Origin of the sequence: Nostoc cf. edaphicum LEGE 07299 (assembly GCF_015207245.1) — a bacterium.
GTDB classification, from domain to species: Bacteria; Cyanobacteriota; Cyanobacteriia; order Cyanobacteriales; family Nostocaceae; genus Nostoc; species Nostoc edaphicum_B.
Window position 1 is genome coordinate 1 of record NZ_JADEXF010000076.1, and the last position, 9,040, is coordinate 9,040.

The 9,040-nt window shown below is 38.7% G+C and carries 8 protein-coding genes; 4 read left to right on the forward strand and 4 right to left on the reverse strand.

The features are described 5' to 3' along the window. Positions 1 to 821 (reverse strand): phosphotransferase family protein (locus IQ229_RS03845; protein ID WP_194041432.1); only part of this gene is annotated, 821 nt, incomplete at its 3' end. A gap of 731 nt (positions 822 to 1,552) precedes the next feature. Continuing rightward, positions 1,553 to 1,873 (reverse strand): TMEM14 family protein, encoded by a 321-nt coding sequence (locus tag IQ229_RS03850; RefSeq protein ID WP_194041434.1) that lies wholly within the window; start codon positions 1,871 to 1,873, stop codon positions 1,553 to 1,555. An 87-nt stretch (positions 1,874 to 1,960) separates the two neighbouring features. On the opposite strand from IQ229_RS03850, the gene IQ229_RS03855 reads away from it, so the two are divergent. The 3 genes from IQ229_RS03855 (at position 1,961) to IQ229_RS03865 (ending at position 6,285) form a co-directional block, all read left to right on the forward strand. After that, complete coding sequence (locus IQ229_RS03855; protein ID WP_194041436.1) at positions 1,961 to 3,310, forward strand: ATP-binding protein; 1,350 nt, start codon at positions 1,961 to 1,963, stop codon at positions 3,308 to 3,310. A gap of 213 nt (positions 3,311 to 3,523) precedes the next feature. Continuing rightward, on the forward strand, positions 3,524 to 4,861 hold the full coding sequence (locus IQ229_RS03860; RefSeq protein WP_228013096.1) for a tellurite resistance TerB C-terminal domain-containing protein: 1,338 nt from the start codon (positions 3,524 to 3,526) through the stop codon (positions 4,859 to 4,861). 95 nt (positions 4,862 to 4,956) lie between these two features. After that, on the forward strand, positions 4,957 to 6,285 hold the full coding sequence (locus tag IQ229_RS03865; RefSeq protein WP_194041438.1) for an ATP-binding protein: 1,329 nt from the start codon (positions 4,957 to 4,959) through the stop codon (positions 6,283 to 6,285). 254 nt (positions 6,286 to 6,539) lie between these two features. Here IQ229_RS03865 and IQ229_RS03870 read toward each other — a convergent pair whose 3' ends face one another. Together IQ229_RS03870 and IQ229_RS03875 are read right to left on the reverse strand one after the other, a co-directional pair. After that, positions 6,540 to 7,031 carry a hypothetical protein gene (locus IQ229_RS03870; protein ID WP_194041440.1) on the reverse strand — a complete coding sequence of 164 codons (492 nt, stop codon included), beginning with the start codon at positions 7,029 to 7,031 and terminating at the stop codon, positions 6,540 to 6,542. Positions 7,032 to 7,150: 119 nt separating this feature from the next. Then, positions 7,151 to 8,341, reverse strand: a complete 1,191-nt coding sequence (locus IQ229_RS03875; protein WP_194041442.1) for a n-acyl-d-glucosamine 2-epimerase — start codon at positions 8,339 to 8,341, stop codon at positions 7,151 to 7,153. Positions 8,342 to 8,532: 191 nt separating this feature from the next. Between IQ229_RS03875 and IQ229_RS03880 the strand changes: the two genes are divergently transcribed. Continuing rightward, the coding region (locus IQ229_RS03880; protein WP_194041444.1) for an aspartoacylase at positions 8,533 to 9,040 on the forward strand (508 nt) is incomplete at its 3' end.

Genomic DNA, 9,040 nt, shown 5'->3' on the forward strand with positions numbered 1-9,040 from the left:
CTCTTAAGCCAAATTCCTAAATAGCTTGCCAGTAAAGTTCCTAAATCAAAGGCTGGGTCTCCCCAAGAACAAGCTTCCCAGTCAATTAGTCGTATAAGACAATTGTCTAATTGCTCCCATCTGGAATGAACCAAAATATTGTTCAATTTCAGGTCGTTATGAGTTAAGCAGCAAGGATTCCAGCTATATGCCAAATCTGCGATCGCAGATGACAAACTCTCGTATTCTTGATAAAGAACATAGAATTTTAGTGCATCTGTGGGAACAGTCCCAAAAATCTCCGGCCCAATCGAGCCTACCCCTTGGGCTGGATTGTAAAACCCATAGCGAAACTCTCCTTGAGGAGCAGTTGCCATAAAATCCCGATATTCTCGGCGGTTGTAGGTGGCGCGATGCAGTCCCGCCAAAGTTGTGCCGATGGCAGAGGCAATTTCTTGTGGAAAAATCTCATTGTTGTGGTACAATGTCGCAAGCTCTAGATATTCATTCAAGTAGCTACGGACAAGAATTGAATTTTCTTCGTCAAAATGCACTACCAATGGCGCGATTGCTGAAGTATTACCTAGAACTGGAAACTGTTGTAGCAACTGGTGAAACAGCCACTCCTGAAACAATTCATGAGGCGCGCCGTCATTGTTGTTAGCGTTACGTTCTTGTTTAATGAGCAGTTGGCGATTATCTGCTAAAGTCACTAGTAAATTGAAATTGTTCTGACTACTTCCTGGCAACTCAGATTTGTCTGATGGGCCATCTTCTGAGCTACACAGACCCGCGTCTTGCAGATACTGGATAACGTTATGAGAAGACAGTGATAATACCATGTATTATTTCCTACTTCATTAAATTACTTAAACTTATCGTGTCAAATTTGCTTGGTCTTAAGAGTTTTTAGTAGATAGGAACTAATGCAAGAAGAGAGATGTGAATAACAATAAAGATTTCTACAATCTACTAATATCTCATATTTGGGGGTAAAACCTGCCAAAATGGCACCAATTCCTTTGCAATTCCTTTAAAATTGGCTCTCAGATACCGTGACATCTTTACACTTTATCAGCATAGTTACTTAGATACATCTAGAGTAAGTTTTGTGGCAAAGAAGCATCCCCAGCAAAAAAACTGATTGGTAGCAGATGTTGTTTGATGTTCAGTAGTCATTCTCAAAACAGCGAAGAATTTGAGTAATCCTTCGCGATACAAAGCATGACATTCAACACTATTACTTTTATTTATCATCACAAAGCCAAAAAAACCGGAGTTTTTTAGCAATTAATAATTATTTTTTGATTTAATTTTCAGAATTGATGTCTGGAAACCTTGTTTTCACGTTATTTTCGTCACCTACAAATTGTAGATGACTATGGGCGATCGCAAACAAAGCCTACATGAGCACATCTTATGTAAGTGTACTTTTGTCAAGCTTGAAACAGGGCATTTTTCAAAGGCAAGGGTAACAAATTCCAGTAATATAAATGTACTAACATAATTCCAAGCAGGGAAAGTCATGCCATACCAAAAAAACAGGAGGGTGGTTATTGCTGAGAGACTAATGCTACCTTAAAGCCACAAATTGATTCACCATCACCGCCAATGCCAGCATACCCAAAATTGCCATTAATCCCGCAGGCATAAAATTGCGTGTTTTTGCCAATCTAAATGCAAAGAAAACTACTAAAACAGCAGTAACTAACACTGCTAAAATCGCACCCCAAGTTTGTCCTTGGAGTTGAAAGTAAGCGGCAAGTATTAGTAATAAACCGCTAATACTACCACTTAGGAGTGAAACTCTACTTCTAGCTTGAATGTAGCCAATAACGCCACCCACTATCGCTAATATGCCGTAGGCAAAAGCAGCAACTATACCTAAATTCATTGTTAAAACCTATGTAAACTTTGACTTTACTGCCAGGGTCAGCAGACAATTTACCATAGCTATTTAGCTATACCACAAAGTTCATTGATGGATAATCTAGCGATGCCAATGGCAATTACTTCCTCATATACAAGGGTTCAATGTCTCCAGCGCCAAGCAGCCTCACTTTTACTGTACCAATCTGTTCTGCAAGGTGAAGTGGGGATGGCATTTCTGGAACTGTTGCAAGCTATACGTTACACTGAAGCCGATGCACGGGGTTGTCTCCAAGCCTACGGCAGTTACTTTCACGCTTTGGCTGCTAGAAATCAAAACTGGGAAGACTATTTAATTACTCAAATTCTCTTCTCTGACAATCCTTTTACAAGGCTGGCGGGAGTGCGAGAATTTGAAGATTTGCCTCCAGCTTTAGTAACAGCAGTTCAGCATGATTTACAAGTATTGCAAAGTCTCTATGAGTGTAGCAGCGCTTCTTTAAGCGAGTGGGTACAAGGCGTAGCTCACATGCCGATTTCACCAGTAGTGTGGTATAAAGAGCAAGAATTGGTAGGAGTAGAGACAAAATTCACTACATATCTACAAGAGTTAGATAATTGGGGTGATGCTGTAGAAGAGTTAGCAGCTTATTATCGGCAATGTGGCTCTGGTTTATTTGCAGAATATCGCGCTTTACGCTGGCAATCTGGGCAGTTTATCGGTATTAGGTATTCTGACCCGGTTAAACTGAGTACGCTTGTCGGTTACGAATCCCAAAAAGATGCTTTGCTGAAAAATACAGAGTTTTTATTATCAGGAGAGATGGCACTGCATGTATTACTTTACGGTAGTCGCGGTTCTGGCAAATCTTCTTTAGTGAAATCTTTGTTAAATGAATATAGTAATCGCAGCCTCCGCTTATTGGAAGTGGCAAAATCTGATTTAAAAGACTTACCAGAAATTGTGGAACATTTACGGGGTGTGTCACAAAAATTTATTATCTTTGTCGATGACCTTTCATTTGAAGAAGATGATGATGCCTTTAAAGCTCTCAAGGTAGTTTTAGAAGGTAATTTAACGGCGCGGCCGCAAAATGTAGTTGTGTACGCTACCTCTAATCGCCGCCACCTGATTCGGGAGTTTTTTGTAGATAGACCTACCCCCAAGGATAACGAGGAAATCCATGCTTGGGATACGATGCAGGAGAAGCTTTCGTTTAGCGATCGCTTTGGTTTAACCTTAACTTTTGAACCAGCCAATCAGAAAACTTATTTAAAAATTGTACAACATCTAGTGGCACAAGCTGAAATTAATATTACCCAAGAAGATTTAGAATTTCAGGCATTACAATGGGCAACTCGTCATAATGGTCGTTCTGGACGTACAGCACGGCAGTTTGTTGATTTTTTAAAAGCAGATTTAACACTTTTTCATGCAAATAAAAACATATCCAACACTTAACATTAAAATTATTGCATTAATGATTGCGCTTTTTTGTAATTTACAGAACAATGTTATGCAAACATTAACTAAATTTAGAGATTTCATAATAATTTTGATACCAAATCTGGGAAAAATATCTTGATTAACCAAACATATAAATGAATTACAAACCACTTACATTAAGTATTTTATGTGTGTGGTTTAATCACGAATTACGAATTATAAATTACTATGAGAGCTAATTACTCAGATAATTTAAATACGCTAAAAACCAGCAATATGCAATCAGTAATGATCGGCAATAGATTTATACTAGTGATAGTTGCCTTTAGTGTGAGTTTTGGTCTTAGCCTTGTCCCAAGCTGGGATTTTAATAAAGCCTTTCTCACCGGTGTAATAACTGCCGTTACTATCCATACAACAGCATTATTCATAGACAAGCGACGCAGAAATTATGAAATGTTTGTTTTAGGTTCTCTCCGCAAGCGAATTAAAGATATGGAGGGATTAAAGGCTCGTGTTGTCACAGAAATCAATCAAATTGAAGAACATCATAATTTACTATATGCTGAATCACAACAGCTGCAAAATCAAGTCATAGAAAGCCGTAGCCAAAGAGATAATCTACATCGAGAATTAAGAACATTTGCCGGACAAAAGAAGCAATTAGAAAAAGAAGTTAGTAGCCTGCAAACTGAAATTAATAATTTGCAGAACAATCAAAATGAATTGAACAATGCTTTTTCTATTCTCACAGCAGAGAAGCGCCGTTTAGAGTCAAATTGTAATGTATATCGCGCTGAAATCACCCAATTGCAAAGCCAAATTTCCGAGCTACAACACGAGAAACAAGAAATTGAAAGTAATTTAACTCTTTTAGGCAGACTCAAACCCCAATTAGAAGAAAAATTATACGAACTGAGAATTGCAATTCAAGAGCTAGAAGTTGAGACAACCCAAAATAATCAATTGCTTGTAGCAACGAAAACCGAAAAAGAAAATATCCAAGCTATTCTTGATTCTTCACAAACCCAACTAGCAGAACACAAGGCAGAATTACAGCAGTTACAAGCACAAATTTCATTATTGCAAGAAGAACGAGACTCATTACAAAATCAAGTATGGGAATTACTACAACAAGTAGAAACATTCAATCCAGAGCCTTTGTCTGATAATTCGCAAGAAGATGATATTGAGTTGTTTCCATTTTCCGAAATAATTCAGTCTTCAGATGCCATTGACAATTCGGAAGTTGAGACATCGCCAAATATCTCCAAAGAATGGAATAATTTTCTCGGGAATCTTCCGGGATATGAGTTACAAGTATTAAAAGCTATAGTTGAACAAGATAATCCCAATAGTGCTATTAAAAAAATTGCCGAAGCAAATATCACTATGCCAAATTTATTAATCGATTCTATAAATGAACGCGCAAATGATACTATTGGGGAATTAATAATTAATTCTGATTCGGACAGTCCAAAAGTTTATCAAGAGTATATAACAGATGTCAAAAAAATGATTGCGATGTATGAAGGACTCATGGCTAGACATACTTCGTCAAATTAAATTGTTATTGCCGTCGTAAGATTTAGTAGTAAGGTACATCACCTTACCTACATTACTGCGTGCTTCTGCGTTTAGAATAAAGTGAAGTGTAATACATGGCAAAGCTCAAAATCTCGAAGAAAATCTCTACTGCTTTAATCAATTCTCTTGGTGCAGGGGTAGTACCAAGAGTGGGAGTTGAATATATCGCAGTAGGTCGAGAAAAAGAACTCAAAAGCCTATTACAAAATCTCGATGATATTGCAGAAGGTGTAGCAGCATTCCGCTTCATAATTGGTAACTACGGTTCCGGTAAAAGTTTTTTATTACAACTAATTCGTAACCGCGCTATGGAGCAAGGTTTTGTAGTAGCTGATGCTGATTTATCCCCTGAACGGCGATTAGCAGGAAGCAACAATGAAGGTGTCGCTACCTATCGAGAATTAATGAGCCACCTAGCTACAAAAACTCGTCCTGATGGTGGTGCTTTAGTCTCGATTTTAGAAGGATGGATTAATAAAATTCAACAAGAAGTGGTTAAGGAAACTGAAATGCGTCCGAATGACGATGGTTTTGATGACAAAGTTGAATCGAAAATTAGAGAAGTAGTTCAGTATATTGAAGGCTTAGTTCACGGTTTTGATTTTGGTAGTGTAATTATTGCTTATTGGCGTGGCTACCGATTGGATGATGATAATTTAAAAAGTTCCGCGATGCGCTGGTTGCGAGGAGAATTTACTACTAAAGTTGAGGCAAAAGCTGCTTTAGGAGTGCGCGTTATTATTGATGATGATAGTTGGTATGACTATATAAAACTGTTTGCGAAATTTGTAGCTGAAATTGGCTATAAAGGATTGTTAATTTTAGTTGATGAAGCCGTGCATTTATATCAAATATCTACTACGGTTACGCGCGAAAAGAATTATAATCGACTTCTGGCAATGTTTAACGATACCATGCAGTGCAAAGCAGAACATCTTGGTATTGTTGTTGGTGGAACAACTAAATTTTTAGAAGACCCCAAACGAGGACTTTTTGCAGACCAAGCTTGGCAAAGACGCACAAAAGAAAGTCGTTTTGTTGTCCAAGCTAATGTTCAAGAACATTTAGGGCCAGTGATTCGGCTAAATCCGTTGAGTGAAGCAGAAATTTTGACGCTTCTGCAACGTTTAGCTGATATTCATGCAGTCAATTTTGGGTATGAACAGACTTTGACAAATCGTGAGTTGAAGGAGTTTGTGCAAGAAATTATTAATCGCTTGGGTGCAGAAGCATTACTTACACCAGGGAAAATTGTGCGAGATTTTATGAGTGTGTTGAATATTCTTCACCAAAATCCAGGAATTGCGTTTGATGAATTAATTCATGGCTCTAAATTTAAACCTACTGCTGTGGGTAAGGATGCAGATGCGAATGAGGATAATGCAGCAGAATTTAGTTTGTGATTAATGAAAGATATAATTGAAGCAAGGCTTAGAGGTTGTTTGCAAAGTATCAAGTTGTATAAAGATCCCCCCTAACCCCCCTTAAAAAAGGGGGAACCGGAATCAAAGTCCCCCAATTTATCGGGGGATTTAGGAGGATATACAAGTCTTTGATACATCACAAACAAGTTTTCAAACATCATCTTAAGCAGACAAAAGAGCATCACTCACAAAATTATAGAGACAAACTCTGCATCTACATACAAAAAAACCGTCTACTTTTTGTACACTCTGACTAACAGTGTCGCCTTTGGTTGATTGGGATTAGTTAGGTTTAATCTATAAGCCCTTCTTAATATATCTTCAGCTTTCTCGCCTCTGACTGTAACTATATAAGTTGCTGGTTGAGACGCATCTTTTTCAATTTTTTCAATTACCTTGTCTTGAATAATCGGCAGGTCTTTTAATCTTTGTGGTAGCCGAGCATTAGGTTTCCAAAGACATAAAACACCTGTAGAGTTGGGAAATTTAAGTAATTGTAGAGCGTATTTTTGATTATTAACTTTAAAGGGAGATGTCAGCAATATTCTAGCTTGATTTTGTGGTGGTATTTTTTGAAATACTGCTTGTGTTCTCTCATGACGATGGCAGTTCCTATCGATAATTGGTTCCCCAGCAAACGCAGGTTTTAAAATTGTTGATATACTTGCAGTGTAAAAACTTAAACTTGTTAAAGCTAAAGCAATAACTTTAGAAAAATTAAGCATAATTGAAATTATAATTTTCGGTTTCAGTTTCAGAAATGAATGATTGAATATTATTATACAATGGCACTGATTTCACGTTTACTTGTAGATTAAACTGACTGCGTTGTTTACCGCCGCACCTATTGCAATGCCTCAAATTGCTGCCAACAAAGATACAATGCACGCGGTACGTGAAAACATCCTTTCCATTTGCCGCCTTTAAGGTTCAACAATACTTCTCCACGCCGATTCAGATAGCCAAACCACTCACCGTATTCTGCATCAGCAAAGTGTGACCAGGCGTAATCGTGCATCTTTTGATACCATTCCCAACACACCTCACGCCCTGTCAGGCGATAGCCCATTGCTAATGCAACCAAAGACTCTAGGTGAACCCACCACAGCTTTTGATCCCATTCCAATTGTTGTGGGGGATGACCATCTGCATCCATAAAGTAATACAGTCCGCCGTACTCGCTATCCCAAGCAAAATTCAGGATATTTAGCACCACATCAACGGCTTGGTTAATAGTTTTGATGTCGTTTTGGCGACGGGCGATGTCCATAATAAACCACATAGCTTCAATACCGTGACCTGGATTAATCAGTCGTCCCTCAAAAGAATCAAAGTGGGAACCGTCAGGGGCAACGTTTTCGTACATTAGTCCCTGTTGTGGGTCGAGAAAATCGGTCATCACTTCGCGGACTGTCTCAGCTAGGACATTCTCTAGTGTTTCTTTTGGTAGCAACCATTCCATTTCTAGAGTCAGGTTGGCTAAAATCATCGGTACAGCCAATGATTTCATCGGGCGTGTGCCGGGATAGGTTTTATTATATTTTCCCTTGGGGTTGTCCTTGCGGCGTAATACGTTGTTATAAGCTTGCATCGCGACATCCTTTGCCCATTCTTCGCCGCCAGCGAGTGCATATTGGCTAAATGCCATCGCTGCAAAGCAATCAGAGAAGATATTGTAAGGCTGAACCAATGGTTTACCTTCACGGGTGAGGGCAAAGTACCAGTTACCATCGCTATCTCTGCCATGTTGGGCGAGAAAATTAGCACCGTTGCTGGCAATTTTTAGCCAATTTTCGCGCTTTTCTAGCTGGTTGTAAAGCATCGAAAAAGTCCATACTTGGCGGTTTTGCAGCCAGATGAATTTGTCGGTATCATAAATTTTACCCTCGCGATCAAGGCAGGTGAAATAGCCGCCTTGCTGCCAATCAAGAGAATATTTTTCCCAAAATGGAAGTACGTCGTTGAGGAGGGCGTTTTTGTAAAGTTCAGCGTAGGTGTAGCCCGCCTGAGGCATTGCTTGAAAGTCCTTCTCCATAAATTTGCTCCCCTTTTATACCAAAACCAACAGCTTAACAGTTATCATATTTTGACTCGAACATGGAGCGTAGGTGTAGCCCGTCGTAGACATCGCGTCAGTCTTTTACAAGATTTAGTCAGCAACAGTTATACTTCTATCTTGTATCTTGCACTATTCTCAATAACCGTAGGGGAGCCAGTGAGGTTGTTATGAGTCAGATTGAACGAGTTGCGATCGTTGGAGGAAACCACGGTAATGAGTTAACAGGAGTACATTTAGTCAAAAAGTTTCAGCAATATCCTAATTTAATTAACAGGGCTAGTTTTGAAACTCTAGCATTACTTGGTAATCTCAAAGCTATTGAAGAAGGCAAACGATACATTGAAAAAGATTTAAATCGTTGTTTCACTAATCAAGGCTTACAAAATCCCCAACTCTTAAGTTATGAAGATATACGGGCAAAAGCAATTCAACAGATATTGCAACCGCAAAATCAGCCCTTTGTAGATGTAATTGTTGATTTGCACAGCACAACCGCCAATATGGGGTTAAGTCTGATTTTTTGTGATATGCATCCTTTCTTGCTTCGGTTAGGCGCTTATTTAAGTTCTATCAATCCTTTGGTGAAAGTCTTTATTAATCAGGAATCCAAAGAAAATGGTTTTCTCCGTTCTTTGTGCGAATTGGGTTTTGTTATAGAAGTTGGCGCTGTAGCTC

Excerpts from the sequence above, each read along its gene's own strand:
- IQ229_RS03865 (WP_194041438.1), top strand. The coding sequence starts at position 4,957 with ATGGCAAAGCTCAAAATCTCGAAGAAAATCTCTACTGCTTTAATCAAT.
- IQ229_RS03855 (WP_194041436.1), top strand. The coding sequence starts at position 1,961 with ATGGATAATCTAGCGATGCCAATGGCAATTACTTCCTCATATACAAGG.
- IQ229_RS03850 (WP_194041434.1), bottom strand. The coding sequence starts at position 1,873 with ATGAATTTAGGTATAGTTGCTGCTTTTGCCTACGGCATATTAGCGATA.
- IQ229_RS03875 (WP_194041442.1), bottom strand. The coding sequence starts at position 8,341 with ATGGAGAAGGACTTTCAAGCAATGCCTCAGGCGGGCTACACCTACGCT.
- IQ229_RS03860 (WP_228013096.1), top strand. The coding sequence starts at position 3,524 with ATGAGAGCTAATTACTCAGATAATTTAAATACGCTAAAAACCAGCAAT.
- IQ229_RS03870 (WP_194041440.1), bottom strand. The coding sequence starts at position 7,031 with ATGCTTAATTTTTCTAAAGTTATTGCTTTAGCTTTAACAAGTTTAAGT.